The organism is Pseudomonas sp. CFBP 5748, from assembly GCF_053850495.1.
Genome location: NZ_JBSPTN010000002.1, coordinates 347157 through 372640 on the forward strand (window position 1 = coordinate 347157; position 25484 = coordinate 372640).

A 25484-nucleotide genomic window follows, 5' to 3' on the forward strand; every position below is an offset into this window, starting at 1 on the left:
CACATGCTAGGGCTGCGCATTATACTGCCCAACTTCGGGCGCATTGTGCGTCCGCCTCAAGTGGCGCGCAAGGTCATGACATCGGTGAACTCCCCTCAAGCTTCCTCCCGTTTCTCAAGGTTCAGCAAGGCCGAATGCGTGCTGGTGCTGATCACCATGATCTGGGGCGGGACTTTCTTGCTGGTGCAGCACGCCATGACCGTCAGCGGACCGATGTTTTTCGTGGGTTTGCGCTTTGCCGCCGCGGCGGGGTTTGTCGCGCTGTTCTCCTGGCGCCAGTTGCGGGAACTGACCTTGTTCGAGCTCAAGGCCGGGAGCTTCATCGGCGTGGCGATCATGCTCGGCTATGGCTTGCAAACGGTCGGCCTGCAAACCATCCCCAGCAGCCAGTCGGCGTTCATCACCGCGCTGTACGTACCCTTCGTGCCGCTGTTGCAGTGGCTGGTGCTGGGCCGCCGGCCTGGCTTGATGCCGAGCATCGGCATCATGCTGGCGTTCACCGGACTGATGCTGGTCTCGGGGCCGGCGGGCGCCTCGTTGAATTTCAGTGCCGGCGAGATCGCCACGCTGATCAGCGCCATCGCGATTGCCGCCGAGATCATCCTGATCAGCGCCTATGCCGGCCAGGTCGATGTGCGCCGGGTGACCGTGGTGCAACTGGCGAGCACGGCGGTACTGGCATTCTTGATGGTGGTGCCGACCCAGGAAGCCATCCCGGATTTTTCCTGGCTGCTGCTGGTCAGCGCCGTGGGTCTGGGGGCCGCCAGTGCAGCGATTCAGGTGGCGATGAACTGGGCGCAGAAAAGCGTCTCGCCAACCCGTGCCACGCTGATCTATGCCGGTGAGCCGGTGTGGGCCGGCATTGCCGGGCGCCTGGCGGGCGAGCGGCTGCCGGCGATTGCCTTGTTCGGCGCGGCGCTGATCGTCGCGGCAGTGATTGTCAGTGAGCTGAAGACCCGGAGCAAAGGTGAGGTCGGGGTGGATGAGGTGCTTGAGCGCGAGCAGTGAGGCCGTCGAGAAATCGTTGCCTTGCCTCCTCTTGCAGCCATGCAAAGTCAGAAAACTCCACCTGCTTTGTAGGATTCTGAGACAGCCTCGCGGTTGGTGATCCGGGATACGCCACGTATGATCCCTCACAAACTCCCGCCGAATAGAAGCCTATGTCACTGATAGTTCTATTGCTTTTACCCTTCATCGGCAGCTGTGTCGCGGCGCTGCTGCCGCATAACGCCCGTAACGCCGAATCGTTGCTGGCGGGCCTCGTGGCCCTGGTCGGCACCGTTCAGGTGGCCTTGCTGTACCCGCAGATCGCTGACGGCGGCGTGATCCGCGAAGAATATTCCTGGCTGCCCAGCCTGGGCCTGGATTTCGTGTTGCGCCTGGACGGTTTCGCCTGGCTGTTTTCGTTGCTGGTGCTGGGTATCGGCACGCTGGTGTCGCTGTACGCGCGCTATTACATGTCACCGGACGATCCGGTGCCGCGCTTCTTTGCCTTTTTCCTGGCGTTCATGGGCGCCATGCTCGGGCTGGTGATCTCCGGCAACCTGATCCAGATGGTGTTCTTCTGGGAGCTGACCAGCCTGTTCTCGTTCCTGCTGATCGGCTACTGGCACCACCGCGCCGACGCCCGGCGCGGTGCCTACATGGCCTTGATGGTGACCGGAGCCGGCGGACTGTGCCTGTTGGCCGGGGTGATGCTGCTCGGCCATGTGGTGGGCAGCTATGACCTGGACAAGGTCCTGGCCGCCGGCGACCTGATCCGTGCCCATGCCCTCTACCCCACCCTGCTCTCGCTGATCCTGATCGGCGCCCTGAGCAAAAGCGCCCAGTTCCCCTTCCACTTCTGGCTGCCCCACGCCATGGCCGCGCCCACGCCGGTGTCGGCCTATTTGCACTCGGCGACCATGGTCAAGGCCGGGGTGTTCTTGCTGGCGCGGTTGTGGCCGGCGCTGTCGGGCAGTGAACAGTGGTTCTATATCGTCGGCGGCGCGGGGGCCTGCACCTTGTTGCTGGGCGCCTACTGCGCGATGTTCCAGAACGACCTCAAGGGACTACTGGCCTACTCCACCATCAGCCACCTCGGGCTGATCACCCTGCTGCTGGGCCTGAACAGTCCGCTGGCGGCGGTGGCGGCGGTGTTTCATATCCTCAACCACGCCACCTTCAAGGCCTCGCTGTTCATGGCCGCCGGGATCATCGACCACGAAAGCGGCACCCGCGACATTCGCAAGCTCAGCGGCCTGGTGCGGCTGATTCCGTTCACCGCGACCCTGGCGATGGTGGCCAGCGCGGCAATGGCCGGGGTGCCGCTGCTCAACGGCTTTCTGTCCAAGGAAATGTTCTTCGCCGAGACCGTGTTCATTTCCGCCACAGCCTGGGTCGAGCTGGCGCTGCCGATCATCGCCACCATCGCCGGGACCTTCAGCGTCGCCTACTCCCTGCGCTTCACCGTGGACGTGTTCTTCGGCCCCACCGCCACCGACCTGCCCCATACCCCCCACGAGCCGCCGCGCTGGATGCGCGCGCCGGTGGAGTTGCTGGTGTTCACCTGCCTGCTGGTGGGGATTTTCCCGGCCCAGGTGGTCGGCTCGTTGCTCGCTGCGGCGGCGTTGCCGGTGGTGGGCGGCACGCTGCCCGAGTACAGCCTGGCGATCTGGCATGGCCTGAACGCGCCAATGATCATGAGCCTGGTGGCGATGTCCGGCGGCATCGTGCTGTACCTGCTGTTGCGTAATCAGTTCAGGCAGGGGCACATCAAGCACCCACCGTTCATTGGCCGGCTCAGCGGCAAGCGGCTGTTCGAGCGCTGCCTGGTGCTGATGATGCGCCAGAGCCGGCGGCTGGAACGGCTGATCAGCACCCGCCGCCTGCAGGCCCAGTTGTTCTGGCTGGTGCTGGCTGCGGTGCTCGCCGGGTTGATCCCGATGCTGCACAGCACGCTGGTCTGGGGTGACCGGCCGAAGATCCCCGGCTCCATCGTGTTCGTCACCCTGTGGCTGCTGGCGATCGCCTGTGCCCTGGGTGCGGCCTGGCAGGCCAAGTACCACCGGCTCGCGGCCCTGACCATGGTCAGCGTCTGCGGCCTGATGACCTGCGTGACCTTCGTCTGGTTCTCCGCGCCCGACCTGGCCTTGACGCAACTGGTGGTGGAAGTGGTGACCACGGTGCTGATTCTGCTCGGCCTGCGCTGGCTGCCACGGCGGATCGAGGATGCCTCACCCCGGCCCAACAGCGAACGGCGCGCGCGCATTCGACGCCTGCGGGACCTGCTGCTGTCCATCGCGGTGGGCAGCGGCATGGCGCTGTTGTCCTACGCGATGCTGACGCGCCAGACCCCCAACGACATTTCTTCGTTCTACTTGAGCCGGGCCCTGCCCGAAGGTGGCGGCAGTAACGTGGTGAACGTGATGCTGGTGGATTTCCGTGGCTTCGACACCCTGGGGGAAGTCACCGTGCTGGTGGCGGTGGCCCTGGCCGTGTTCGCCCTGCTGCGACGGTTCCGCCCGCCGAAGGAAAGCATGCAACTGCCGGCGCAACAGCGTCTGCTGGCGCCGGACGTGGTCACCGACCTGGTCAACCCGCGCCATGCCAGCGACACCGCGCTGGGCTTCATGATGGTGCCGTCGGTGCTGGTGCGGCTGCTGCTGCCGATTGCGCTGGTGGTGTCGTTCTACCTGTTCATGCGCGGACACAACCAACCCGGCGGCGGTTTCGTCGCCGGGCTGGTGATGTCGGTGGCGTTCATCCTGCAATACATGGTCGCCGGCACCCAGTGGGTCGAGGCGCAAATGAGCCTGCGACCACTGCGTTGGATGGGCACTGGGCTGTTGTTCGCCACAGCCACGGGGCTTGGGGCGATGGTGGTGGGTTATCCGTTCCTGACCACCCACACCTGGCATTTCCACTTGCCGCTGCTGGGCGACATTCATCTGGCCAGCGCGCTGTTCTTCGACATCGGCGTGTACGCCGTGGTGGTCGGCTCGACGCTGCTGATTCTCACCGCCCTGGCTCACCAGTCGGTACGTGCGCATAAACCGGGCCTGCAAGCCAAACCCGTCACCCAACCAGGAGCCACCGCCTGATGGAAGAAGTCATCGCAATCGCTATCGGCGTACTGGCCGCCTCCGGTGTCTGGCTGGTGTTGCGGCCTCGGACCTTCCAGGTGGTCATGGGCCTGTGCCTGCTGTCCTACGGCGTCAACCTGTTCATTTTCAGCATGGGCAGCCTGTTCATCGGCAAGGAGCCGATCATCAAGGACGGCGTGCCCCAGGATCTGTTGCACTACACCGACCCGCTGCCCCAGGCCCTGGTGCTGACCGCCATCGTCATCAGCTTCGCCATGACCGCGCTGTTCCTGGTGGTGCTGCTGGCGTCCCGGGGCCTGACCGGCACCGACCATGTGGACGGCCGGGAGCCCAAGGAATGATGTTGACGCCCCATCTGATCGCCGCGCCCATCCTGTTGCCGCTGCTGACCGCCGCGTTGATGCTGATGCTCGGTGAAAAGCACCGCCCACTCAAAGCGCGGATCAACCTGTTCTCCAGCCTGCTGGGCCTGGGCATCGCCGTGTTGCTGCTGCGCTGGACCCAGGACCAGGCCCTGCCCGCCTCCATCGGTGTGTACTTGCCCGGTAACTGGCAGGCGCCGTTCGGCATCGTCCTGGTGGTCGATCGTCTGTCAGCGCTGATGCTGGTGCTGACTGGCATCATCGGCGTCAGCGCCCTGCTCTTCGCCACGGCCCGCTGGGACCGCGCCGGGGCGAGTTTCCATGCGCTGTTCCAGATCCAGCTGATGGGCCTCTACGGCGCCTTCCTGACGGCGGACCTGTTCAACCTGTTCGTGTTCTTCGAGGTACTGCTGGCAGCTTCCTACGGTTTGATGCTGCACGGGTCAGGTCGGGCGCGGGTATCGTCGGGGCTGCATTACATTTCCATCAATCTGCTGGCCTCGTCGTTGTTCCTGATCGGCGCGGCGCTGATCTATGGCGTCACTGGCACGTTGAACATGGCCGACCTGGCCCTGAAAATCCCGCTGGTGCCGGAGGCCGACCGCGGCTTGCTGCACGCGGGGGCAGGCATTCTCGCGGTGGCGTTCCTGGCCAAGGCCGGCATGTGGCCGCTGAACTTCTGGCTGGTGCCGGCTTACAGTGCCGCCAGTGCGCCGGTGGCGGCGCTGTTTGCGATCATGACCAAGGTCGGCGTCTACACGATCCTGCGCCTGTGGACGTTGCTGTTCTCCGGCCAGGCCGGCGCCTCGGCGTATTTCGGCGCCGACTGGCTGGTCTACGGCGGCATGGCGACCATCGTCTGCGCCGCCATCGCCATTCTCGCGGCCCAGCGCCTGGAGCGCATGGCCAGTCTGAGTATCCTGGTCTCGGCCGGAATCTTGCTGTCGGCCATTGGTTTTGCCCAGCCGAACCTGGTGGGCGCGGCGCTGTTTTATCTGGTGAGCTCGACCCTGGCGCTTTGCGCGCTGTTCCTGCTGGCGGAGTTGGTCGAACGCTCGCGCTCGGCCAATGAAGCGGGCCTGGACGACGACTTCGACACGTTGCCGCGACCGCAGGAATCCCTGCAGCCGCCCAAGGGCATCAACCTCGATGACGAGCAGAAAGCCGTGGTCGGCCAAGTGATTCCCTGGACCATGGCCTTTCTCGGCTTGAGTTTCATCTTCTGCGCGCTATTGATTATCGGCATGCCGCCGCTCTCGGGGTTCATCGGCAAGCTGGGTCTGCTGAGCGCGTTGCTCAATCCCCAGGGGTTGGGGGCCAGCGCCGGGGCGCCGGTGTCGAATCAGGCGTGGAGCCTGTTGGCGTTGCTGATTCTGTCGGGGTTGGCCTCGTTGATCGCGTTCTCGCGCCTGGGCATCCAGCGCTTCTGGACGCCACAGGAACGACCGTCGCCGTTGCTGCGGCCGTTCGAATGCCTGCCGATCATCGTCCTGCTGGGCCTGGGCATCGCGCTGACCTTCAAGGCCGAGCCGTTGCTGCGCTATACCCAGTCCGCCGCCGATGCGCTGAACAACCCTGAACATTATGTGATGTCGGTTCTGGCCACCCGCGCCGTGCCCAACCCCCAGGCCAGCACCGCATTGCCGGAGGTGCAACCATGAAGCGCCTGTTTCCCGCTCCGTGGCTGTCCCTGGCGCTCTGGTTGCTGTGGCTGGTGCTGAACCTGTCCCTCAGCGCCGGGCACCTGCTGCTGGGGGCGGCGTTGGGCTTTCTCGCGCCGCTGATGATGCGCCCGCTGCGCCCACGGCCCATCCGTATCCGGCGACCGTGGGTGGTGCTGCGCCTGTTCCTGTTGGTGGGCCGCGATGTACTCGCCTCGAACCTGGCGGTGGCCTGGGGTGTGTTGAACGCCGGGCGCCGCCCGCCTCGCTCGCAGTTCATCAAGGTGCCGCTGGACCTGCGCGATGCCAACGGCCTGGCAGCGCTGTCGATGATCACCACGGTGGTACCCGGGACAGTCTGGTCGGAACTGGCCCTGGATCGCAGCATCCTGCTGATGCATGTGTTCGACCTGCAAGACGAGGCGTCTTTCATCGCGCATTTCAAGGCCACCTACGAGCGCCCGTTGATGGAGATTTTCGAATGAGCCCGCTGCTGTCCAATGCGATCCTGTTGAGCCTGTTCCTGTTCTCCCTGGCGATGGTGTTGACCCTGTTGCGGTTGTTCAAGGGCCCTTCGGCACAGGATCGGGTACTGGCCCTGGACTATCTGTACATCGTGGCGATGCTGATGATGCTGGTGCTGGGCATTCGTTATGCCAGCGACACCTATTTCGAGGCGGCGCTGCTGATCGCCCTGTTCGGCTTTGTCGGCTCGTTTGCCCTGGCCAAGTTCCTCTTGCGTGGCGAGGTGATCGAATGAGCGGTGAATTGTCAATGTGGGTCGAAATCCCGGTGGCGATCCTGCTAGTGCTCAGCAGCCTGTTCGCCTTGATCGGGGCGATCGGCCTGGTGCGCTTGAAGGACTACTTCCAGCGCATGCACCCACCGGCCCTGGCTTCCACGCTGGGCGCATGGTGCGTAGCGCTGGCCTCGATCATTTACTTCTCGGCGCTCAAGTCCGGGCCGGTGCTGCACGCCTGGTTGATCCCGATCCTGCTGGCAATCACCGTACCGGTGACCACCCTGCTGCTGGCCCGGGCGGCGTTGTTTCGCAAGCGCATGGCGGGGGATGATGTGCCGGCGGAGGTCAGCAGTCGCATAACCGAAAGCGGCGACTGACAGATGCTTCGAGCCGGCACCGTTTTTGTGGCGAGGGAGCTTGCTCCCGCTGGGGTGCGCAGCAGCCCTGAAACCTGTCGCCTCGGTATGTCAGGCTGACTTGTGTTCAGCCTTTTGGGGGCTGCCGAGTTTAGTTGATAACTGGCCGCACGGCCCTTCGCTACTCATAAGGACTCACCCAGCGACAACACCTGAAACGGTAACAATGAGGCTTTTAATATTGGGGCGGCGAAAATGTGTGCCAAGTACACATCAGCTCAGGTCAATACTCATTAGGCGGAGTTGAAGCACTCGACCAAAAACAGGTCCGCCTATGAGAATCTTTTTTTTACCGAGGATGATTGTTTGGCTGACATATGGACTGGCGCTGAGCGGTTGCAGCCTACTTGAGCCACATTCACCGACATGCTGGGAGACAGATTCGCGGGTATCGACCCAAGAAATTATTTCATGCGCGCAACAGACTCTCCAAGCTTTATCAGTTAAGAACCGTAAATGGGAAACGACTATTACTCGACTGGACATTCGCGGCGGGATACTAGAAACAGATGATTATCCAAACTCTAATGCGACTGGCTTACGAACCCGTGTCACTTTCCAACCCGAAGCCCATCAACTGACAGTGGACATTAAAAGGTGACGGCCCCTACTACATGGATCCTGGGGCTAAGAGGGCGCAACCCACTTCAAGCGAAGCATGGAAAACTGCCTAGCCAGATAGTTTCTCAGAGGAAAGGCAATGAATAAAAGATCATTCTTTTGGGCTACATTTTTGATGCTTTCAGGATTTTCCACTGGCGGTTTTTCTCGCGAAATCGAATGGCAGGTGAATGAGTCAGTCGTGAGGACCATAGAAGATCCAAAAATAATTATCGAGCGCACAGCGTCATTTAATAAAAGCTTGAAGCACAAAGGCCATACAGGCGTTATAAAAGATTGCTCTGACATCTATGACTTTCCTGTTGGGATTGCCGGTGGAAACCATAGTTTTGGCAGCATCTGCACTTATAAACATGATCAAACCACTGAAAAAGTTTTTGTTTGCAACGACATAATGATGGGGCATTTTGCGCTGCTAAATAAATTCACCGATACGGACCAGTGGAAAGCCAAAGCCATTTACGAGAACTGTTACGGCGGCTAGGCTGACTCGTGTTCAGCCTTTTCGGGGCTGCTACGCAACCCAGCGGGAGCAAGCTCCCTCGCCACAAGGATTGCGGTTGACTGGCTATTGTCTGCAATTACATGAAACCATGGGTGAGCTGGAAACTCAGGCCCACGCCACCGTCAGCAACCCAGCCCCAAGCACCACGCACAACGGCGAGTATACCCAGGTGTCGAGCCTGGCGAAGGTCGAGTCCTTGACCTCTTTGAAGAACCCCACCAGGTGCGACTCACCGATGGCCCGGGCGAACATCAGCAAGGCAATCGCGCTGATCAACCACTGCAACGCCCGATGGGTGACGGGCGGTGCCAGCAGACCGACTCGCAGGCAGACCAGCACCGCAATCATCAACAACGCAAGCGCCACCAGCAGGGTCAACCAGCCGGAAGGGTCGAACGCCGGACGCAACGAACCTCCCTGCTTCACCGGCACCTGAGGCACCACCGCCAGGGCCGCCCATCGCCCACCCAGGGCCCAATACAAATGAATCAAGCTGATGGTCGCAAACACTGCGACCAGCGTCCGTGCTAATAAAAGCGTCATTCGCCAGCCTCCTTGAAAAAGGTTGAACAATCATCCTAGCTGGAATTTGGCATTTCGCTGGGACCGGCGCAGATTGCCAGATTCCAGAGAATCACTCATTGCCCAGGATCAAGTGTTCAACCTGCTGGCATCCAAGCCCTCCTACAGGCCCGCGGAGACCTTATCGGCCACATCCTTGGGCAACCAGGCCTGCCAGACCTGTGGATGGGCCTTGAGGAACGCCTCGGCGGCTTCGCGCGGTGGCGTGTGCTTTTCGCTCATCTCGGCCAGGGCCTTGTTCAACGGTTCGATAGGCAGGTCGACCTTGCTGAAGAACTCGGCAATGTCCGGATATTGCTTCTGGAACGGCGCGGAGACGCCAATCGACAACTTCGAGGCCAGTGAACGGGTCGGCTTCGGGTTGGGGTTGTCGGCGTCGGTCAGGGTTTTCCAGGCCTCCGCATCGAACGGCGGCTCTTGCAGTTGCACCAGCTTGAAACGTCCGAGCAACGGCGTGGGCGACCAGTAATAAAACAGGATCGGCTTGCCCCGGCGGATCGACGAGCTGATTTCCGCATCCAGCGCCGCCCCCGAGCCGCTGCGGAAATTCACATAGCTGTCTGACAGGCCATAGGCCTTGAGTTTCTGTTTGTTGACCACTTCGGACGTCCAGCCGATGGGGCTGTTGAGGAAGCGCCCCTTGTCGGGGCTTTCCGGGTCCTTGAACACGTGCTTGTAGCGCGCCAGGTCTTCAACGCTGCGCAGGTCCGGTGCCAGGGGCTTGATGCCCTTGGCCGGGTCGCCCTTGATCACGTATTCCGGCACCCACCAGCCTTCGGTCGCCCCCTTGACCGTATCGCCCAGGGCAATCACCTTGCCTTCGGCCTCGGCCTTGACCCACACCGGGCTGCGCCCGGCCCACTCTTCACCGATCACCTGTATGTCGTTATTGGCCAGGGCGGTTTCCAGGGTAATGGTGGTACCCGGCAATGTGTCGGTCGCAAGCCCATAGCCCTTTTCGACGATGATCCGCAGGATATCGGTGATCAGGCTGCCGCTTTCCCAGTTCAAGTCAGCGAAGTGGATCGGCGCTGCAGCGGCTGACGCCGGGAGTGGCGAAACCAACACAGCGAAGGTGGCCCAGGCAGCCAACCACTGTCGAACTCGTTTCATGCGTTGTACCTCGTGCCAGACACAGCCATAGCTGAACGGCCCTGCGCAACCGAACGCAAGCCTCTGAATAGTTCAGTCAACTGACTGTAGCCGAGGTTCCAGCGATATTTCGTTAAAACTGTTACCGGTCCTGGGCGACCGAAGCCCCAGCGAACCTGGCGGTCAGCGGCGCTGCCTGCCTCACTCGCTGGCCTTGAACGTCACCAGCTCGCCCTTGCGCCACTTGGCGGCTTTGGCGGTGACCGCCTTCAGGGTCTTGGTCAGGCCTTCCTGCAGCTGTTCATTGGCCGCGAACACCGTCACCACGCTATGGCCTTCCTTGAACAGGATCGCGTGACCGGCGGGGGTCGTGACGAACGCGTAGTCCCCAAGGCCATAGACCGTCAGCTTGATTTCGCGAAACTTGATTTCAAACTTGCCGCCTTCACGGCTGGGCAATACCGCTGCGCGAAAATGATCGCCGACCTTGAGTTCGAGCCTGGGCTTGTCATCGACCACCAGGGCCGATTCGGTGTCGATTTCGGCGACATAAATACCTTCGGCGGTCTGCTCGGTGATGTAGACGAAACGTGACTGGAATTGTTTGACCAGTTTTGCCCGCAGGTCACCAAGTACAAATAACGCATGCATGTCGAGATTACTTACTGCCAAGGAAACATCCCCATCTTTGAAAACGGTCCGCCCTCTGAAAAGGACGGACCACGAGAACCCGTGCCGACTGTAGTGTCGCAATGGACCTGAAACTGAAATTCGAAGTGAACGGCGCGCCCTGTCCCGGAGCGAGAGGAGACTAAAGGATTGCCGCTCTCGCCGTCTTTCCCGGAAGGCGTCAGAGGCTGAAGGAAAACGCCACTCTGAGCATCGGAAAAGATCGGACTACTAACTTTAGGGAAATTTCCCACTTAAAAAAGCATTTTTCTGACATCGAGCCCAAAAAAAATTGCTTTAGATAGGCACAACCGTCCCCACGGCACTGCGGATTCTAGAGCAGTCGCAGGCGTGGAGACTACCCGAAGTACTCGACAATTCGTCGGTAAACCATAGAAAAGGAATTCGCATGGCCACTTTCACAACCCAGACCCAACCAGCAACCCCCTGCATCGTGGAGACACACGACAGGTTCGACGGGGTCGATTGCCTCCCCGTTTCGTTGATTCAACCGCGCTACCGGGTCGTCCTGGCCGGCAAGTGTTTCTTTCATATTGAAGAAACTTCGACGGGACGTGTAAGAGGATTCCGGACCGATCATAACGAAGCCTGCTACCTGGCCAGGCGTCTCGAACGCAGTGCCTGAGCTCATATACGCCCGTCCATGACTTAACTCAGCCGCCGACAGGCAACTGCTGCCATACTGCCTGCCCGCGAAGACCGTCTCCCATCGACGGATCGCGCACCAACAATATGACTTTTGAAGAGAAGGCGCGACGTGACGGAATTTGATATCGGCGAATTTTTTATCCGGGGCGAAGCCAGAGAGGTTGAAGGCGAGTTCCAGGCCGTCATCGTGATGCGCGCCAAACCGCCCCTGACCGCTGTCAGCTGCCACCAAGTGGAAAAGGACCGCTGGTTCAAGACGTCGGAGATCGCTGCCGAGGCCGCCAGGGAAGTGGCCAAGGCCTTGAAGGCCGCGGTGGATGAAGGGGCCTTGAAAGCCTGAGTCCGATCGAACTCCTGACGAGCGCTTGCCTCAGATAGAGGGAAGCCACCGAGGCGCCACGACGGCGCCCGCTCAAAGGAGTCCCCCATGGAACAGCCATCCTACGAACTCAATACCCTGTTCGACCAACTAGGCCTGCCCTCGGACGGCAAAGCCATCGACGATTTCATCATGGCGCACCCGCTGGCGCCGGAGATTAAGCTGGTGGAAGCCGATTTCTTGGCACCACACCAGAAAGCCCTGCTCAAGGAATGGATGCGCGCCGACGGCGAAGAAGCTCTGTTGGTAGACGAACTGAACGTGCGCCTGCACGGCGGTAAGTAGCGCCAAGAACCATGAGTCCCCTGTGGCTAGGGGATTGGTGGGAGCAAAGCTTGCTCGCGATACAGGCGCCTCGATCCCTCATGAGACCGCGTCGCCTTCATCGCGGGCAAGCCTTGCTCCCACAGATAATTTCCTCGCCACAAAAGCGCCTTTGCCACTCAGTGGCGTTGAGGCCTAGCGCGGTTTCTCGGGTTTGTAGCCCAAGCGCAAACCACCCCAATGCCGCCCCTTGAGCATGATCGGTACGGAAAGGTCGTGCATCAACTCACCCGTGTCGCGGGTGTAGGTCTGGAGCAGCACCGGCTGTTGGTGGCTGCCGCAGCGGATCCCGGTGCGATCGGAAAATTTGCGCTTGGTGCGGTTGTTCAGCGTGTCCACCTGCGGGTCGCCGGTCAGCGGCTGGCTGAAGACCTTGTTGTGAGTCGGCACATAACCTTGCTGGGTGCAGGCAATCGCAAACACCAGGCCTTCGTGGCGGGCAAGCAATGGCTCCTGGATCGCCGGCAGCACCTGATCGGTGTAGCGGTCGAAACGGGTCTGGTATTTGGCCGGCTGGGTGTTGGGGATAGGCTGGTAGCTACGGTCGAACAGATCCTCCAGGCTGACCCGGCCCTGGTCGATATCGGCCTCGAATTGCGCGGCGATCTGGCTCGCCCCTTCCCGTGCCAGGTCATAGACCCGTTGGTGATAGTCGTCCAGGCCCACCTCGGCCAGGCGTTCGCTGATGGTTTCGGCCTGGCCTTCCATCTGCACCGCCGCCTCGGCGAGGCGCTGAGTCTGCTGGTCGCTGATGGACAGGTCGCCGCGCATCTGCTCGATGGCATGGAACAGGCTGTCGAGTTGCTCACGATTGGTGTCGGTGCCCTGGGCGATGGCGCTGACCTGAGTTTCCACACCCGCCGCGAGCCGGGCAATGTTTTCCAGGTGCTGGCCGGTGTGTTCGACCTGCTGCACACCGCTGTCCAGGTCACTGGCCAATTGACGGATCTGTTCCACCACCTGGGCGGTGCGCTGCTGGATGTCCGCCACCATCACCCCCACTTCGCCGGTCGCCGCAGCCGTGCGCCCGGCCAGGCCGCGTACTTCATCGGCCACCACCGCGAACCCACGACCATGCTCACCGGCCCGTGCCGCCTCGATGGCCGCGTTCAGCGCCAGCAGGTTGGTCTGGCTGGCGATGGACTGAATCACCAGGCTGACCCGTTGGATTTCATCACTGCGCACGCTCAAGGCCTCGATCAACTCGCGGCTGTCGTTGGCGCGCTGGCTAAGCTGGTGCATACGGCTGATGGACTCCACCAGTTCGCTGCGCCCGGCCACGCTGCTGCGATGAGCTTCACTGGCGGCGCTCAGGGCCTGCTGGCTGAGTTGTGAGGTGGCTTGTTCGGTGGCGATCATCGATTCGGCATTGCTGACGATCTGCGCGGCGGCGTCGAGTTGCGACTGGACCTTGCCGGCCAATTGCTTGACCGAATAGGCGACTCCGGCCGCCGACAACGCGTTATGGCTGGTGGTGTAGGACAGGTCGCGAGTCAGCTCGGCCAAGCTGCCGACGCCCTCTGCCGGTTCAGGCACGGCGGCCAGGCGAGAACGCAGGCGCGGCAGCCAGACGATAAGCATCACCAGTGGCAGGCCCAGGTACAGCGACCAGCCGCCCAGGGCCATGCCACACAGCAGCAAGGTCAGGGCGAGACTCTGCAGGGTCGGCGTCAGCCAGCGCGCTGCGTTTTTTGTCCCAGGCACCGAGGCAGGCACCGCTCCCGCCAGAGATCCGTCTGTCGCCATGTTCGTCACCCACAATTCTCGTTGTTATGACCGCATTAAACGCCACTACCGAGCCATTATCCATGGTCCATTAGTCGTGTTCTTGCAGCAGGTCAACGGGAGTAGATAAATAGCCGGGAGACGAAAACAAAAGATCGCAGCCTTCGGTGAGAAGGCTGCGATCTTTGTTTGAGCCGGGAATCAGGCCTGACGCTGGTGCTTATCGATCTGCTCGTGACGTTCCTGAGCCTCGATGCAGTACTTGGTGGTCGGGCTGATCAGCAGGCGCTTGAGGCCGATTGGCTCGCCGCTGTCGTCGCACCAGCCAAAGCTGTCGTCGTTGATACGGTCCAGGGCCTGCTCCAGTTGAGGCAGCATGCGCTGGTCGCGATCGATGGCGTTAACCAGCCAGGTCCGCTCTTCTTCTACGGAAGCAGCGTCCGCTGGGTCAGCCGGGGTGTCCAGGCTCTCAATGGCGATTCGGTTCTGTTCGATGCGCTCGTGGGTTTCGACTTTCATGTTCTGCAACAGCTTGGTGAAGAAAGCCAGCTGCTCGGCATTCATGTAGTCATCCGCCGGCATGGCCAGCAACTTTTCCTTTGTCATTGATATCTCTATAAAAAAACGTGCATTAAGGCGAATTATGGAGCGTCCCGCAGCGCAGCTGCCGCGCTCATCGGGAAGGCGCCGTCTATTCCAAGCGCCACCCGGCACTCAATTTACGAGGGGCGGCAGTCTAAGGCCGAGTCGAGGCCTCAGCAACTGAAAACATAGGGAAAATGTCCGACAACCCCTTCAAATGTTCTCTGACAGGCTTTTGGCGGTCATCGGAGTGCGTTTATAACAAGAAATTCAGTGTAATAGCTGTATTAAGAAGACAAATGGCAACGCCACGCGGGTCAGGCGTGGCGCTTTGTCGCAGGACAGGGACCTTCAGCGCTTGAGTTTACGCTTGTTGCGGTACTGGTCGATGACCACCGCCACCACGATGATCAGCCCCTTGATGATGTCCTGGATGTAGGCATCGACACCGACGAAGGTGAAACCACTGGCCATCACCCCGAGGATCAGCGCCCCGATCACCGTTCCGGTGATACGCCCCACCCCACCCGCCAGGCTGGTACCGCCGATCACCGCCGCCGCAATCGCATCCAGCTCATAAGACATGCCCATGCCGGCCTGGCCGGTCGCCGCCCGCGCCGAGGCGACCACCCCGGCCAGCCCCGCCAGCAACCCGGCGATGCTGTAGACAATCACCAGGTGGCGCTTGACGTTGATCCCGGAAGTGCGCGCCGCCTGCATGTTGCCGCCGATGGCGTAGGTGTATTTGCCGTACTTGGTGTAGCGCAGGGCAATGTGGAAGATCACCGCCACCACCAGGAAGATGATCACCGGCATGGCGCCATGGCCGATGGCGGTGTAGGAATCGGACAACATGCTCACCGGCTGGCCTTCGGTGTAGTAACGCGCCAGGCCACGGGCCGAGACCATCATGCCGAGGGTGGCAATAAACGGCGGAATGCCGGTCATGGCGATGATGCTGCCGTTGATCGCCCCCGCCAATAGCCCCACGCCGAGCCCGGCGACCACCGGGATCCACACCGGCAGGTCCGTCAGGGAAGGAAACACCGCCCGGGCGAAGTCCGAAGTCTGGGCCAGGCTGGCGGCGATCATGGCCGACAGCGCCAGCACCGAGCCGGACGACAGGTCGATGCCGGTGGTGATGATCACCTGGGTCACGCCGATGGCCAGTAGGCCAATGATCGATACTTGCAGGATCATCAGCACCAGGCGCTGGGAGTTCATCAGGAAACTCTGGTCGCGCATGATCCAGCCGAACATTTCGAACACCAGGCCAATGCCAATCAGCACTAGGAAGATGCTCAGTTCCGTCGGCAGCCGCCGACGCGTCCTGGCCGGTGCGGCCGCGGGTTTGTTTTCCAGTATCGCGTTCATAGCCATTCACCTTTTTTATTGCGTGCCAGCGGCGCAGGTATCGCCGCCGACGTCGATTCGTTTAACTACTAATGAACCGCAGACAGGCCCGAAGCCAATTGCATCACCCGCTCCTGGGTCGCTTCGCTGCGGTCGAGGGTGCCCATCAGGTCGCCCTCGTGCATCACCATCACCCGGTCGCTCATGCCCAGCACTTCCGGCAGTTCCGAAGAAATCATGATCACCGCCATACCCTCGCTGGCGAGGAAGGAAATCAGCCGGTAGATCTCGGCCTTGGCCCCCACGTCGATGCCGCGGGTCGGCTCGTCAAGGATCAGGATGCGTGGGTTGGTCATCAGCCAGCGGGCCAGCAACGCCTTCTGTTGATTGCCGCCGGACAAGGTGTCAATGCACTGCTCAAGGGATGGGGTCTTGACCCGCAGCTTCTTGCACATGTCTTCGCACAAGGCACGCAGGGCTTTCTGCTGGATGAAGCCGTTGCCGACGTAATGGGGCAACACGGCCATTTCCATGTTTTCCAGCACCGACAGGCACGGGAACAGGCCGCTAAGCTTGCGATCCTCGGTCAACAGCGCAAAGCCCTTCTCGATGGCCATGTGCGGGTCACTGATGCGTACCGGTTGGCCGTCCAGCAGGATCTCGCCACCGGTGCTTGGGGTTACGCCGAAAATCGCCTCGGCCACATTGGTCCGGCCCGAACCCATCAGCCCGGCGATGCCAAGGATTTCCCCGGCATGCAGGTCGAAAGACACGCCTTTGAAGATGCCGTCCAGGCTCAGGTCGCGCACCGACAGCACCAATTCACCGATGGGTTGCTCCCGCACCGGGAACAACTGGCTCAACTCGCGCCCAACCATCATCGAAATCAGGCTGTCGCCATCCATGCTGTCAGCCCGTTGCAGGCCGATGTAGGCGCCGTCGCGAAACACCGCCACTTCATCGGCGATGGCGAATACTTCGTTCATTTTATGGGTGATGTAGATGATGCCCTTACCCTGGGACTTGAGGTCGGCAATGATCGAGAACAGATGGGCGACTTCCGTCTCGGTGATCGCCGAAGTCGGTTCGTCCATGATCAGGATGTCGGAATCGTAGGACACAGCCTTGGCGATCTCGACCATCTGCCGTTCGGCAATGCTCAGGTTGCCCACTTGCTCTTCAGGATCGAGGTTGATCCGCAGGCGCTCCAGCAGCCTGGCGGTGCAGCGATGCATTTCGCCATGGTCGACCATGTGCAGGCCGTTGAGCTGCTCGCGGCCGATCCAGATGTTTTCGGCAATGCTCATGTGCGGCATCAGGTTCAGTTCCTGATGGATCATCGCAATACCCGCCTGCAAGGCCGCCAGGGGCGTATCGAAGGTTATCGGCTTGCCGCGCAGGCGCAGCTCGCCGGCGTCCGGCTGGTAAATGCCGGCGATGATTTTCATCAGGGTGGATTTGCCCGCACCGTTTTCACCCATCAGGGCCAGCACGGAACCAGGACGGACCCGCAGCTGTACATCGGACAGGGCCACCACGCCGGGAAAGCCTTTGCTGACATTGACGACTTCCAGCAGGTACGGTTCTTCAGGTGTTACGTCCGGCTGGACAGTCATCGCCGGGGCGCTCGAAGCAGTCGCTGAAGCGAACATGATCAGGTACTCCCTCGGCAAGGTCGGCGTGCGACCTTGCCTGTTTATTGTTGTGGTGGCGGTACGTTAAAACGTCACTTGAACTGATCGACATTTTCCGGCGTGATCAGCCGGTACGGCACCCAGACGGCCTGTTCGACCGGCTGCTTCTTGACCATTTTCACCGCCGTATCGATCGAGCCATCGGCCTGGCCCTTGGCGTCCTGGAACACCGAGACCGCCATTTCGCCTTTCTTGATGGCGTTCAAGCCGTCCGGCGTACCATCGACCCCGGCAATCAATACGCTGCCTTTCTTGGTGCCCGCTTGCTTGAGTGCCATCGCGGCACCGATGGCCATCTCGTCGTTGTTGGACACCACGGCCTGGAAGTCGCGGCCCTGGGTCAGCCAATCGTTGACCAGGGTCATGCCCTTGTCTCGCGACCAGATACCGGTCTGTTCCTGTTCAATCTTGATGCCCGGATACTTGGCCAGAACCTCCTTGACGCCCTTGGTGCGGTTCGTGGTGGAGTTGTTGGCCAGGTCACCCAACAGGATCACGATGTCGCCTTTGCCGCCCATCTTGTCGGCCAGGTACTGCATCTGCATGCGCCCGGCTTCGAGGTCATCGGAGGCCACGGTGACCACGCCTTCCGGCAATTTCGGATCGTCCGGGCGGCGGTTGACGTACACCAGGGGAATACCGGCGGCCACGGCGGCCTTGGTGATGCGCTGGGTCGCGGCGGTGTCCACCGGGTTGACGATGAGCGCGTCGACCTTCTGGCTGATGAAGCTTTCCACCTGGCTCAGTTGCTTGACCACATCACTGCGCGCGTCTTCGAACTGCAAGGTGACGCCGTCCGGGAATGACTTGGCTTTCTTGTCCATGGATTCGCGCAGGTAGGTCAGCCAGGTGTCATCGAACTGGGACATGCTGACGCCGATCTTCAGGTCCGCCAGGGCAGCGCCGCTGGTGAGCATCAACGACAGGGCCAGCGAGGCGATACGGGTCTTGGTCTTCATGAACGGTCTTTCTCCACTTTTTTGTTGGTTTTATGGATAAGGCGTAGCGAATCAGGAACGGGGCAAGCGCACGATCGGTGCGCCGGGCATGCAACACACCATGGCGCCGTTGCGCTGGATGCAGAGGGATTCGAACAGGGGAAGGACTGCAGACAGGCGCAGCAGATGTGACAGGTGAAACGCAGAGCGGCTGAAGGTTTTCATCGACGGTACCTAGCTGTGTTTCTTGTTTTTGTTTCGTCCGTCATCTCTTCAAGGCTGGGCTTGGCAAGAAGCGGACAGGGTTGTCGGTAACCTGGAATCGACTTTATTGGAAAATATTTTCCATATCAACTCATTTTAGAATTTTATTCGTTTTTTATTCCATGCCCTACAGGCACGGTTAAACACACCACCCCGCCCTGCTCGGCACTCTGCCTGGCAGCGTCGAGGATGCGCGTGGTCGCCAGCGCATCACGGGCTTCCACCGGTAGCGGGCCAGAGCCCTGCAACGCGGTTTGCAAGCGTTGGTAGAACGCCATCCAGCAGCCTCGCTCCGAGGTCACCCGCTCACGCTCGGTGCCGTGTTCGAACCAGCCCCAGCGCCGATGTTCTTCGGCGCCCCAGCGCTCACCCTCGGTCGCTGGGCTCAACCCGGCCAACGCCTGGGCCTCCTGGCCATCCAGGCCATCGACGGTATAACAACCCTCGGTGCCATTGACCCGGAAACGCGGGCGCGGTGCGTTTTGCACACAATTGCCGCTCAAGTGGGAAATCACGCCACCGGCATGGGTCAAGGACATGAAGAAGCCGTTATCGAACGCCTGGCCTGGCTGCCGGTAATCCAGTTCGGCGTACACCCTGGCCACCGGCCCGAACAGTTGCAGCGCCTGGTCCACCAGATGGCTGCCCAGGTCACGCAGAAATCCGCCACCACTGCCCTTGCCCACCGACATCGGCGAATAGCGCTCGACGCTGGATTCAAAACGAATGATTTGCCCCAGGGCTCCGGAAGCCAGCAGCTTACGCAGAGTCAGGAAATCCGAATCCCAGCGACGGTTCTGGTACACGCTCAACGGCACATTGCGCCGTTCGGCCGCCAACACCATGGCCTCGGCTTGCCCAGCGTCTTGGGCGAAAGGCTTATCGCTGACCACTGCCACGCCGAGTTCGATGGCTTGCATCACCACGGCTGGGCGACCGTCCAACGGCGTGGACACCACCACCGCATCGACGCCGGCCGCCACCAATTGTTCGAGCGTGTCGAAGGCCTGGACGTGCGGGTAATCACTCGCCAGTTGCTCGCGCCGCTCGGCGGACCGGGTCACCACGCCAACAAACGTAGCCCCCGGCAGGCTGCTGATCAGCGGCGCATGAAAAAACCGCCCGCCCTTGCCATAGCCCACTAGTCCGATTCGCATGAAAGCTCCTTATTTGGATATAACACCGCCCTGTGGGAGCGAGCTTGCTCGCGATGGCGTCGGATCAGCTTGCACTATGTCGACTGACCCACCGCTATCGCGAGCAAGCTCGGCTCCCACAATTGACCGAGTACCTTCAGGGAAACGCGGTCGATTGTGGTTAGCCGTAGAAACGCGGGCGCTCGGGCAGTTCGACTTTGACGATCTGCCCGCTCTGCTGCGCTTGAATGCAAGCATCCGCCGCCACCGCCGCGGCGAAGCCGTCCCAGGCCGACGGACCGCCCACCTGCCCGGTGCGCACGCCGTCGATGAAGGCCTGCAATTCGACGTCGTAGGCAGCGATGAAGCGGTCCTTCCAATCCATCAGGATGGCGTTGGACAGCTTGGCGCCGCTGCGCAGTTGCACCTGGGACGGTTCCGGGAGCTTGGCGATGCCGGTCTCCCCCACCACTTCACACTGGATGTCGTAGCCGTACTGGCAGTTGACGAACACCTCCACGTCGATGCGCGTGCCCTTCGCGGTTTCCAACAGAATGATCTGCGGATCCCGCAAGTGCGCCAGGGCCTTGCTGGTCTTGCGCGGGAACACCACCTGCACCGAGACATAGTCATCGGCCAGCAGCCAGCGCAACACATCCAATTCATGGATCAAGGTATCGGTGATGGCCATGTCGGTCTTGTAGTTCTCGCCGACGCTCGGGTTGCGGTGGGCGCAGTGCAGCATCAGCGGTTCACCGATCTGCCCACTGTCAATCACCGCCTTGAGCGCCCGATAACCTTCATCGTACGGGCGCATGAAACCGACCTGCACCAGGCGCTTGCCGTGGGCGACTTCGGCCTCGACGATCTTGCGGCAGCCTTCGGCCGTGACGGCCAGGGGCTTTTCACAGAACACCGGTTTGCCAGCGGCAATCGCCGCCAGCACGAACTCTTCGTGGCTCGGTCCCCAGGAGGTCACGAGGATCGCCTCCACGTCCGGCGCCTTGATCAACGCATGACCGTCGGGGTAGACCTCGGCGGTCAGCTTGAGATCGGCAACGACCTTGGCCGCTTGTTGCAGGTTGATGTCGGTCACCGCCACCACCTGGCTGTTGAGCAAGGTCTGGCTGCAACGACGGATATGGTCCTGGCCGATGGCCCCGGTGCCGATGACGCCCAGCTTCAAAGACATGAAAAACTCCTTTCGTAGTGGTGGGGCAATCAGTATTGACGGGTCTTGGCCAGTCGCTCATTGAGGGTCTTGGCGACTGCATCGGTGCGGGCGCTGGTAGAAACTTGCGCCACGCCGACCCGCCACCACGACAGGTATTTGTGGATCATGGTCTTGGGCAGGACCTTGATGTCGATCAGCGTCGAGACCGTTTGCCGCCGCGCATCGGCCAGGGCCGCGTGCAGCTCGTCGAGGGTCTTGACCTTGTAGGTCTTGCAGCCATAGGCCGCCGCGCTCATGGCGAAGTCCACCGGCACGAAACCGCCGTCGAGCTTGCCGGTGTCCGGGTTGCGGAAGCGGAACTCGGTGCCGAAACTGTCCATGCCGTGTTCCATTTGCAGGTTGTTGATGCAACCGAACGTCATGTTGTCCAGCAGTACCACATTGATCTTGCGCCGCTCCTGGATCGAGGTCGCCAGCTCCGAGTGCAGCATCATGTAGGAGCCATCACCCACCAGGGCGTACACCTCTTTGTCGGGCTCGGCGAGCTTGACCCCCAGCGCCGCATTCACCTCGTAACCCATGCACGAATAGCCGTACTCGAGGTGATAGGTGTTCACGCCCTTGCTGCGCCAGCTGCGCTGCAAGTCGCCGGGCAGGCTGCCAGCGGCGGCGACGATGATGGCGTCATCCGCCAGGCTTTCATTGAGCGTACCCAACACGCGGCTCTGGGTCAGGCAGGAACCGGTGAGCTCGATGAATTCACGAAACACCGCCGGGTCCATGTGGTCGTTGATTTCCGGGACGAAATCCTCGGTCTGGAAGTCGGCCTGATAGATCCGATCCACTTCGGCGTCCAGCTGGGCCTTGGCATCGGCGACCTGCCCGCCCCATTCGGCGCGATAGTCGCCCATCGCCGCCGACAGTGCCTCCAGGCCCGAACGCGCGTCGGCCAGCAGTTGCACGCCGTCGAGTTTCAGGGCATCGCACGGGCTGATGTTGAGATTGAGGAATTGCACGTCCGGGTGCTGGAACAGCCATTTCGAGGCTGTGGTGAAATCGCTGTAGCGAGTGCCGATACCGATGATCAGGTCGGCTTTCTTGGCCAACAGATTCGCCGCCAGGCAACCGGTTTCGCCGACGCCACCCACGTTCAGCGGGTGGCTGGAAACCACAGCGCTCTTGCCGGCCTGAGTCTCGGCGAAGGGAATGTCGAAGCGCTCGGCAAAGGCCTGCAACGCGGCATTCGCACCGGAATACCGCACACCGCCACCGCAGATGATCAACGGCTGGCGCTTGCCCTTGAGCAGCGCCAGGGCATCGCCGAGCATCGCCTCGGTGGCCGGGCGACGGTCGATGCGATGAACCCGTTTCTGCAGGAAGTAATCCGGGTAATCGTAGGCTTCGGCCTGTACGTCCTGGGGCAGCGCCAGGGTTACCGCGCCGGTTTCGGCCGGGTCGGTCAAGACGCGCATCGCATGGATCGCGGCGGTCATCAGTTGCTCGGGGCGGTTGATGCGGTCCCAGTATTTGCTCACGGCCTTAAAGGCATCGTTGGTGCTGATGCTCAGGTCGTGAAACTGCTCGATCTGTTGCAGCACCGGGTCCGGTTGGCGGCTGGCGTAGACGTCGCCGGGCAACAGCAGCAACGGAATACGATTGGCCGTCGCCGTGGCGGCGGCGGTCAGCATGTTCGCCGCGCCTGGGCCGACCGACGAGCTGCAGGCGTAGATCTTGCGGCGCAGGTGCTGCTTGGCAAAGCCGATGGCGGCATGGGCCATGCCCTGCTCGTTGCGGCCTTGATGGACCACCAGGTCGCCGCTGTCCTGCTCCAGCGCCTGGCCCAGGCCCAGCACGTTGCCGTGGCCGAAAATGGTAAAGACCCCGGCGACGAATTTGCTCTGGACGCCATCGACCTCGATGTACTGGTTATCGAGGAATTTCACCAGGGCCTGGGCCATGGTCAGTCGTGTTGTGGTCATGCTTGCACCTTTTCAAACGCAACTCGGTCAAGTGTGGGAGCGGGCTTGCTCGCGAAAGCGGTGTGTCAGGCGACATCAATGTTGAATGTGCGGCCGCTTTCGCGAGCAAGCCCGCTCCCACATTGGGATCTTCATCGGGTCAACAATCGGGTCAGGCCTGGGAGCTTTGCAGGTGATTCATGCTCGCCCCCAGCGCCTGGCGAATGTCGGCCAGATCATGGACGCTCTCGGCAAACGGTTCGAAGGACAGGTAGCCCTCGTAACCACCGGCCCGCAACGCCTCGATCTGCGCGGCATTGCCGAGGATGTCGGCCTCGCCCACCAGCACCCGATGACCGTCGCGGATGGTGGCCAAGGGGGCCTGGGTATCCTCGACGCCGGAGATGTGCACCAGCCCGGTCAGTTCGGGGAAGACTTCGTGCTCACCGGCCAGATGATGGTGGAAGGTGTCATGCACCAGGCGGAACACATCGAGCCCGCCAATGGCCTTGATCGCCTCCACCGCCGTGCGTTTGCGGCGCAGCGAGCACTCCTCGAAACCCAGCGGTTCGATGAAACCGTAGATGCCAAAGGCCCGCAGAATCGGCGCCAGTTCACTGAGGGCCGTGCGCAGCCCCGCCGCGCGCTCGGCCTCGCTGCGCGGGTCGGCGCGATCGTTGAGCGGGCACATCACCAGCCCCTCGGCACCGCATTCACGGGCGTAGTCGGCCAGGCGCACGGCCTGGGCACGGCGCTCTTCATTCCACACGTCGAAGGGGTACAGGGCGTTGATCGACAGCACCTTGATGCCCCGCGCCTCGCACAACTCACGCACGCGGGCCGGCGGCATGCCGTCTTCGATCTCGACACCCTTCAGATCGTTGCGGATCTCGATGGCATCGGTTTTCAACGCCAGGGCCAGGTCGATAAAAGCGGGCAGTGACAGGCGCGGGGCAACCATTCGATTCAGGGCAAAACGCAGGGGCTTGTTCATTGTTGTTCTCCCTCCGGCAGTCATTCAAAAATGAGTTATTGGGCAGTCGGCATGCTGAATTCAGGCCCCTTGGAAATGCTGTCGGGCCAGCGCTGCATCACGCTTTTGTAGCGACTATAGAAACGCAGGCCTTCCTCGCCGTAGGCATGGTGATCGCCGAACAACGAGCGCTTCCAGCCGCCAAAGGAATGCCAGGCCATGGGCACCGGAATCGGTACGTTGATGCCGACCATGCCGACCTTGATGCTGCGGGCGAACGCCCGGGCGATGCCGCCGTCACGGGTGAAGCAGGACACGCCGTTGCCGAATTCATGGGCGTTGATCAGCGCGACTGCCGTGGCGAAATCCGGCACGCGAACGATCCCCAGCACCGGGCCGAAGATCTCTTGCTGGTAGATGCTCATCTCGACGCTGACCTGATCGAACAGCGTCGCCCCGACAAAGAACCCCTGCTCGGCCCCCGGCACCTTGAAACCACGGCCGTCGACGATCAGCCGAGCGCCCTCGGCCACGCCGGCGTCGATGAAGCCTTCGACCTTGGCCTTGTGCTCGGCGGTGACCAGCGGCCCCATGTCGGTGCCGGGCTGCTGGCCGTCGCCGATCTTCAACTGATCGATGCGCGGCAACAGTTTGGCAATCAACTCATCGCCCACCTCCCCCACAGCCACGGCGATGGAAATCGCCATGCAGCGCTCACCAGCCGAACCGTAGGCCGCACCGATCAACGCATCCGCCGCCTGGTCGAGGTCGGCGTCGGGCATGACAATCATGTGATTCTTGGCGCCGCCCAGGGCCTGGACGCGCTTGCCGTTCGCGGTGCCCTGCTGATGGATGTACTCGGCGATCGGCGTGGAGCCGACAAAAGAAATGGCTTCGATGTCCGGGTGCTGCAACAGCGCATCCACCGCCACTTTGTCGCCCTGGACCACGTTGAACACACCGTCGGGCAAACCGGCTTCCGTCAGCAACCGGGCCATCAGCAAACTGGCGGACGGGTCACGTTCCGAAGGCTTGAGGATGAAGCAGTTGCCCGCGACCAGCGCCAGGGGAATCATCCACAGCGGCACCATCACCGGAAAATTGAACGGCGTGACACCGGCGCACACGCCCAGGGGCTGGCGCAGGTTCCAGTTGTCGATGCCGCCACCGATGTTGTCACTGAAATCGGTCTTGAGCAGGCTCGGCGCACCGCAGGCGTACTCGACGATCTCGATGCCCCGGGTGACCTCACCATGGGCGTCGGACAAGACCTTGCCGTGTTCGCGGCTGATGATCTGCGCCAGTTCGTCGTGATGGCGGTCGAGCAATTCCTTGAACTTGAACATCACCCGCGAACGGCGCAGGGACGATTGCTCGGACCAGGCCGGAAACGCCGCCAGCGCCGAGGCCACCGCCGCATCGACGGTGCCCGGTTCGGCCAGGGCGACCCGGGCCTGCACCTGGCCAGTGGCCGGGTTGAACACCTTGCTGAACCGCGCGCTGTCGCTGTCCTGCACGTGGCCGTTGATGTAATGGCCTATTACCGGGGCGTCACTCATTGTTCTTGTTCTCCGTGCAAA

General features: G+C 61.6%; 25 protein-coding genes. 11 read left to right on the plus strand and 14 right to left on the minus strand.

Annotated features, from left to right (window positions below; translation table 11 throughout):
* The first annotated feature begins 3 nt into the window (after positions 1–3).
* From ACWNZ1_RS06150 to ACWNZ1_RS06185, 8 genes are all read left to right on the plus strand, one after another.
* Entirely contained in the window at positions 4–1008 is a 1005-nt protein-coding gene (locus ACWNZ1_RS06150; RefSeq protein ID WP_265073097.1) for a DMT family transporter, read from the plus strand.
* A 152-nt stretch (positions 1009–1160) separates the two neighbouring features.
* Complete coding sequence (locus tag ACWNZ1_RS06155) at positions 1161–4082, plus strand: monovalent cation/H+ antiporter subunit A (protein WP_280944880.1); 2922 nt, start codon at positions 1161–1163, stop codon at positions 4080–4082.
* Entirely contained in the window at positions 4082–4426 is a 345-nt protein-coding gene (locus tag ACWNZ1_RS06160) for a Na+/H+ antiporter subunit C (RefSeq protein ID WP_003202835.1), read from the plus strand. Before ACWNZ1_RS06155 ends, ACWNZ1_RS06160 begins: the two co-directional genes overlap by 1 nt.
* Complete coding sequence (locus tag ACWNZ1_RS06165) at positions 4423–6108, plus strand: monovalent cation/H+ antiporter subunit D (RefSeq protein ID WP_135845023.1); 1686 nt, start codon at positions 4423–4425, stop codon at positions 6106–6108. Before ACWNZ1_RS06160 ends, ACWNZ1_RS06165 begins: the two co-directional genes overlap by 4 nt.
* Positions 6105–6593, plus strand: coding sequence for a Na+/H+ antiporter subunit E (locus ACWNZ1_RS06170; RefSeq protein WP_256452688.1), 489 nt, complete (start codon positions 6105–6107; stop codon positions 6591–6593). The genes ACWNZ1_RS06165 and ACWNZ1_RS06170 overlap by 4 nt, the downstream gene beginning before the upstream one ends.
* Positions 6590–6868: a K+/H+ antiporter subunit F gene (locus tag ACWNZ1_RS06175; protein WP_024780040.1), complete on the plus strand. Its 279-nt coding sequence runs from the start codon at positions 6590–6592 to the stop codon at positions 6866–6868. The genes ACWNZ1_RS06170 and ACWNZ1_RS06175 overlap by 4 nt, the downstream gene beginning before the upstream one ends.
* Positions 6865–7227, plus strand: a complete 363-nt coding sequence (locus ACWNZ1_RS06180) for a Na+/H+ antiporter subunit G (RefSeq protein ID WP_256452687.1) — start codon at positions 6865–6867, stop codon at positions 7225–7227. Before ACWNZ1_RS06175 ends, ACWNZ1_RS06180 begins: the two co-directional genes overlap by 4 nt.
* A 739-nt stretch (positions 7228–7966) precedes the next feature.
* Positions 7967–8371 (plus strand): hypothetical protein, encoded by a 405-nt coding sequence (locus ACWNZ1_RS06185; protein WP_456027481.1) that lies wholly within the window; start codon positions 7967–7969, stop codon positions 8369–8371.
* A gap of 126 nt (positions 8372–8497) precedes the next feature.
* Here ACWNZ1_RS06185 and ACWNZ1_RS06190 read toward each other — a convergent pair whose 3' ends face one another.
* From ACWNZ1_RS06190 to ACWNZ1_RS06200, 3 genes are all read right to left on the minus strand, one after another.
* Positions 8498–8935, minus strand: coding sequence for a DUF3995 domain-containing protein (locus tag ACWNZ1_RS06190; RefSeq protein WP_265073015.1), 438 nt, complete (start codon positions 8933–8935; stop codon positions 8498–8500).
* A 141-nt stretch (positions 8936–9076) separates the two neighbouring features.
* Positions 9077–10087 carry an ABC transporter substrate-binding protein gene (locus ACWNZ1_RS06195; RefSeq protein WP_456027482.1) on the minus strand — a complete coding sequence of 337 codons (1011 nt, stop codon included), beginning with the start codon at positions 10085–10087 and terminating at the stop codon, positions 9077–9079.
* A gap of 180 nt (positions 10088–10267) precedes the next feature.
* Positions 10268–10717, minus strand: a complete 450-nt coding sequence (locus tag ACWNZ1_RS06200; protein WP_135845013.1) for a hypothetical protein — start codon at positions 10715–10717, stop codon at positions 10268–10270.
* A 427-nt stretch (positions 10718–11144) separates the two neighbouring features.
* On the opposite strand from ACWNZ1_RS06200, the gene ACWNZ1_RS06205 reads away from it, so the two are divergent.
* The 3 genes from ACWNZ1_RS06205 (at position 11145) to ACWNZ1_RS06215 (ending at position 12068) form a co-directional block, all read left to right on the plus strand.
* The gene (locus ACWNZ1_RS06205; RefSeq protein ID WP_256452683.1) at positions 11145–11381 is read left to right on the plus strand and encodes a hypothetical protein; all 237 of its coding nucleotides are present in this window, start codon (positions 11145–11147) and stop codon (positions 11379–11381) included.
* A 132-nt stretch (positions 11382–11513) separates the two neighbouring features.
* Positions 11514–11744: a hypothetical protein gene (locus ACWNZ1_RS06210; protein ID WP_135845011.1), complete on the plus strand. Its 231-nt coding sequence runs from the start codon at positions 11514–11516 to the stop codon at positions 11742–11744.
* 87 nt (positions 11745–11831) lie between these two features.
* Positions 11832–12068 (plus strand): DUF2789 family protein, encoded by a 237-nt coding sequence (locus ACWNZ1_RS06215; protein ID WP_135845010.1) that lies wholly within the window; start codon positions 11832–11834, stop codon positions 12066–12068.
* A gap of 174 nt (positions 12069–12242) precedes the next feature.
* Here ACWNZ1_RS06215 and ACWNZ1_RS06220 read toward each other — a convergent pair whose 3' ends face one another.
* The 11 genes from ACWNZ1_RS06220 to ACWNZ1_RS06270 form a co-directional block, all read right to left on the minus strand.
* Complete coding sequence (locus ACWNZ1_RS06220) at positions 12243–13853, minus strand: methyl-accepting chemotaxis protein (RefSeq protein WP_135845009.1); 1611 nt, start codon at positions 13851–13853, stop codon at positions 12243–12245.
* A gap of 180 nt (positions 13854–14033) precedes the next feature.
* Positions 14034–14438, minus strand: coding sequence for a TraR/DksA family transcriptional regulator (locus ACWNZ1_RS06225; protein ID WP_003202859.1), 405 nt, complete (start codon positions 14436–14438; stop codon positions 14034–14036).
* A gap of 327 nt (positions 14439–14765) precedes the next feature.
* Positions 14766–15788, minus strand: coding sequence for an ABC transporter permease (locus tag ACWNZ1_RS06230; protein ID WP_135845008.1), 1023 nt, complete (start codon positions 15786–15788; stop codon positions 14766–14768).
* Between the two features lie 68 nt (positions 15789–15856).
* Positions 15857–17419 (minus strand): sugar ABC transporter ATP-binding protein, encoded by a 1563-nt coding sequence (locus ACWNZ1_RS06235; RefSeq protein ID WP_135845007.1) that lies wholly within the window; start codon positions 17417–17419, stop codon positions 15857–15859.
* Between the two features lie 74 nt (positions 17420–17493).
* Positions 17494–18420 carry a sugar ABC transporter substrate-binding protein gene (locus tag ACWNZ1_RS06240; protein ID WP_135845006.1) on the minus strand — a complete coding sequence of 309 codons (927 nt, stop codon included), beginning with the start codon at positions 18418–18420 and terminating at the stop codon, positions 17494–17496.
* A 51-nt stretch (positions 18421–18471) separates the two neighbouring features.
* Positions 18472–18624, minus strand: coding sequence for a hypothetical protein (locus ACWNZ1_RS06245; RefSeq protein WP_018612770.1), 153 nt, complete (start codon positions 18622–18624; stop codon positions 18472–18474).
* A 143-nt stretch (positions 18625–18767) separates the two neighbouring features.
* A complete protein-coding gene (locus ACWNZ1_RS06250) occupies positions 18768–19820 on the minus strand; it encodes a Gfo/Idh/MocA family protein (protein ID WP_135845005.1) in 1053 nt (350 codons plus the stop codon).
* A 160-nt stretch (positions 19821–19980) separates the two neighbouring features.
* The gene (locus ACWNZ1_RS06255; RefSeq protein ID WP_256452682.1) at positions 19981–20991 is read right to left on the minus strand and encodes a Gfo/Idh/MocA family protein; all 1011 of its coding nucleotides are present in this window, start codon (positions 20989–20991) and stop codon (positions 19981–19983) included.
* 29 nt (positions 20992–21020) lie between these two features.
* The gene (gene iolD / locus ACWNZ1_RS06260) at positions 21021–22952 is read right to left on the minus strand and encodes a 3D-(3,5/4)-trihydroxycyclohexane-1,2-dione acylhydrolase (decyclizing) (protein WP_456027483.1); all 1932 of its coding nucleotides are present in this window, start codon (positions 22950–22952) and stop codon (positions 21021–21023) included.
* Between the two features lie 151 nt (positions 22953–23103).
* Positions 23104–23925, minus strand: coding sequence for a TIM barrel protein (locus ACWNZ1_RS06265; protein WP_456027484.1), 822 nt, complete (start codon positions 23923–23925; stop codon positions 23104–23106).
* A gap of 35 nt (positions 23926–23960) precedes the next feature.
* Positions 23961–25463: a CoA-acylating methylmalonate-semialdehyde dehydrogenase gene (locus ACWNZ1_RS06270; RefSeq protein WP_135845001.1), complete on the minus strand. Its 1503-nt coding sequence runs from the start codon at positions 25461–25463 to the stop codon at positions 23961–23963.
* Positions 25464–25484: the final 21 nt, after the last annotated feature.

Excerpts from the sequence above, each read along its gene's own strand:
- ACWNZ1_RS06150 (WP_265073097.1), top strand. The coding sequence starts at position 4 with ATGCTAGGGCTGCGCATTATACTGCCCAACTTCGGGCGCATTGTGCGT.
- ACWNZ1_RS06155 (WP_280944880.1), top strand. The coding sequence starts at position 1,161 with ATGTCACTGATAGTTCTATTGCTTTTACCCTTCATCGGCAGCTGTGTC.
- ACWNZ1_RS06160 (WP_003202835.1), top strand. The coding sequence starts at position 4,082 with ATGGAAGAAGTCATCGCAATCGCTATCGGCGTACTGGCCGCCTCCGGT.
- ACWNZ1_RS06165 (WP_135845023.1), top strand. The coding sequence starts at position 4,423 with ATGATGTTGACGCCCCATCTGATCGCCGCGCCCATCCTGTTGCCGCTG.
- ACWNZ1_RS06170 (WP_256452688.1), top strand. The coding sequence starts at position 6,105 with ATGAAGCGCCTGTTTCCCGCTCCGTGGCTGTCCCTGGCGCTCTGGTTG.
- ACWNZ1_RS06175 (WP_024780040.1), top strand. The coding sequence starts at position 6,590 with ATGAGCCCGCTGCTGTCCAATGCGATCCTGTTGAGCCTGTTCCTGTTC.
- ACWNZ1_RS06180 (WP_256452687.1), top strand. The coding sequence starts at position 6,865 with ATGAGCGGTGAATTGTCAATGTGGGTCGAAATCCCGGTGGCGATCCTG.
- ACWNZ1_RS06185 (WP_456027481.1), top strand. The coding sequence starts at position 7,967 with ATGAATAAAAGATCATTCTTTTGGGCTACATTTTTGATGCTTTCAGGA.
- ACWNZ1_RS06190 (WP_265073015.1), bottom strand. The coding sequence starts at position 8,935 with ATGACGCTTTTATTAGCACGGACGCTGGTCGCAGTGTTTGCGACCATC.
- ACWNZ1_RS06195 (WP_456027482.1), bottom strand. The coding sequence starts at position 10,087 with ATGAAACGAGTTCGACAGTGGTTGGCTGCCTGGGCCACCTTCGCTGTG.
- ACWNZ1_RS06200 (WP_135845013.1), bottom strand. The coding sequence starts at position 10,717 with ATGCATGCGTTATTTGTACTTGGTGACCTGCGGGCAAAACTGGTCAAA.
- ACWNZ1_RS06205 (WP_256452683.1), top strand. The coding sequence starts at position 11,145 with ATGGCCACTTTCACAACCCAGACCCAACCAGCAACCCCCTGCATCGTG.
- ACWNZ1_RS06215 (WP_135845010.1), top strand. The coding sequence starts at position 11,832 with ATGGAACAGCCATCCTACGAACTCAATACCCTGTTCGACCAACTAGGC.
- ACWNZ1_RS06220 (WP_135845009.1), bottom strand. The coding sequence starts at position 13,853 with ATGGCGACAGACGGATCTCTGGCGGGAGCGGTGCCTGCCTCGGTGCCT.
- ACWNZ1_RS06225 (WP_003202859.1), bottom strand. The coding sequence starts at position 14,438 with ATGACAAAGGAAAAGTTGCTGGCCATGCCGGCGGATGACTACATGAAT.
- ACWNZ1_RS06230 (WP_135845008.1), bottom strand. The coding sequence starts at position 15,788 with ATGAACGCGATACTGGAAAACAAACCCGCGGCCGCACCGGCCAGGACG.
- ACWNZ1_RS06235 (WP_135845007.1), bottom strand. The coding sequence starts at position 17,419 with ATGTTCGCTTCAGCGACTGCTTCGAGCGCCCCGGCGATGACTGTCCAG.
- ACWNZ1_RS06240 (WP_135845006.1), bottom strand. The coding sequence starts at position 18,420 with ATGAAGACCAAGACCCGTATCGCCTCGCTGGCCCTGTCGTTGATGCTC.
- ACWNZ1_RS06245 (WP_018612770.1), bottom strand. The coding sequence starts at position 18,624 with ATGAAAACCTTCAGCCGCTCTGCGTTTCACCTGTCACATCTGCTGCGC.
- ACWNZ1_RS06250 (WP_135845005.1), bottom strand. The coding sequence starts at position 19,820 with ATGCGAATCGGACTAGTGGGCTATGGCAAGGGCGGGCGGTTTTTTCAT.
- ACWNZ1_RS06255 (WP_256452682.1), bottom strand. The coding sequence starts at position 20,991 with ATGTCTTTGAAGCTGGGCGTCATCGGCACCGGGGCCATCGGCCAGGAC.
- iolD (WP_456027483.1), bottom strand. The coding sequence starts at position 22,952 with ATGACCACAACACGACTGACCATGGCCCAGGCCCTGGTGAAATTCCTC.
- ACWNZ1_RS06265 (WP_456027484.1), bottom strand. The coding sequence starts at position 23,925 with ATGAACAAGCCCCTGCGTTTTGCCCTGAATCGAATGGTTGCCCCGCGC.
- ACWNZ1_RS06270 (WP_135845001.1), bottom strand. The coding sequence starts at position 25,463 with ATGAGTGACGCCCCGGTAATAGGCCATTACATCAACGGCCACGTGCAG.